Origin of the sequence: Hymenobacter coccineus, assembly GCF_001816125.1 — a bacterium.
In the GTDB taxonomy this organism is placed as follows: domain Bacteria; phylum Bacteroidota; class Bacteroidia; order Cytophagales; family Hymenobacteraceae; genus Hymenobacter; species Hymenobacter coccineus.
Map to the genome: position 1 here is coordinate 1 of NZ_MDZA01000274.1, position 1539 is coordinate 1539.

The window sequence follows — 1539 nt, forward strand, 5'->3', positions numbered from 1 at the left end:
CGGGCAGCCGCCCGCGCAGAGCGCGTCGTGGGAGCCCCAACGCGGCCCCGCACCGCGATGGTATAGAGGGGCAAGCCGGCCAGCGCGGCCGCCAGGGCGGGGTCGGCCAGCCGGGCGGCGTCCTTGGTGGTGGTAAAAATAGGCCAGACGGGCCGCCAGTGCGCCCGCAGCGCCGCCAGGTCGGCGGGCGCGAAGGCGTGGTGGTCGGGAAAATCGGCGTGGAAAGCAATGGCGTAGCCCAGGCCTTCGAGGTGCTGGCGCAGGGGCCCCGGCTGCGCAATACCGGTGAGCAACAGCGCCGAACCGCCCGGCGCGAGCGGCCCGGCGGCCCCGGCCAAGGCTTGCGGCGGCCCGTATTCGTAGCTCGAAAACAGTACCGGGGTCCCGGGCCGGGCGTAGCGCCCGATGCGCTGGGCCACGGCGGCGCGGGCCGCGGCGGGGGCCCCGGGCGGGCACTTGGTGATGAGGATGACGTCGGCGCGGCGAGCCCCGGCGCGGCTTTCACGCAGGCGGCCGGCAGGCAGTACGTGGTCGGCGTAGAATGGGCGGGCCCACTCGGTGAGCAGCACGTTCAGGGCGGGGCGCACGGCGCGGTGTTGGTAGGCGTCGTCGAGCACGACAACGGTGGTTTCCGGGTGCGTTTGCAGCAGCAGCGCCACGCCCAGGCGGCGGGCTTCGGCCACGGCCACGGGCACGCCCCGGGGCCCAAACTGCTCAAAATACTGCCACGGCTCGTCGCCCACCGTGGCCGCCGAATCGCGGGGCCCGGCCAGGCGGGGGCCCTGGGTGCGACGGCCGTAGCCGCGGCTGAGCACGGCCGGGCGGTGGCCCTGGCGCAGCAGTTCTTCCAGCAACCAGCTGACGTGCGGCGTTTTGCCAGTGCCCCCCACCCGCAGGTTGCCCACGCCCACCAGCGGCACGGCAAAGGCCTCCGAACGCTTCCAGCCCCGGTCGTAGAACCAGTTGCGAACGGCCAGCACGCCCGCGTAGAGCCAGGAAAACGGTAGTAATAGAAAGGCGAATCCAGCGGGCATACGGGGGCAATGTGCCAAAGCAACGGCCCGCAAAAGTACGGCCGCCGCCGGCCCGCCCGCACAAATCGGCGGCCGCGTGGTTGCTTGCAGCACCGTTGCCCGCCAGGGGCCCCAGGCTGCCGGCCTTTAGCTTTTATGCGGGTGGTGAAGATTGGCTTGCATTAAAAGGAACGTCAGGTGAGCACGACGTTCTACATGGACTAAACTTACTTTTTACCATGCGTTCCTTCTTGTACTTGCTGGCCCTGCTGGGGCCCCTGGCCGCCCGGCCTGCTGCCGCCCAAACCGCTGCTGTCGATACGCTGCGGCCCGCTGCCCTGCCGCCCCCGGCGAGGCCCCTGCGCGGGTTCGAGGCCGAGCGCAGCCGCCTTGACCGGCGCGGCTTGCTCGTGCTGGGCAGCTGGGCGGCGGGCAACCTGCTGGTCAGCGGCATTGCCACGGGCCAAACCGACGGCTCGGCCCACTACTTCCACCAGATGAACATCGGCTGGGGCGCCGTGAACCT

General features: G+C 71.2%; 2 protein-coding genes. One reads left to right on the forward strand and one right to left on the reverse strand.

Annotated elements, in window-relative coordinates; all coding sequences use genetic code 11:
• Positions 1-1034 (reverse strand): tetraacyldisaccharide 4'-kinase (gene lpxK, locus BEN49_RS14975; RefSeq protein WP_070744711.1); only part of this gene is annotated, 1034 nt, incomplete at its 3' end.
• 218 nt (positions 1035-1252) lie between these two features.
• Here lpxK and BEN49_RS14980 point away from each other — a divergent pair.
• Positions 1253-1539: DUF6992 family protein (locus BEN49_RS14980; RefSeq protein ID WP_438831784.1), on the forward strand; the 287-nt coding region annotated here is incomplete at its 3' end.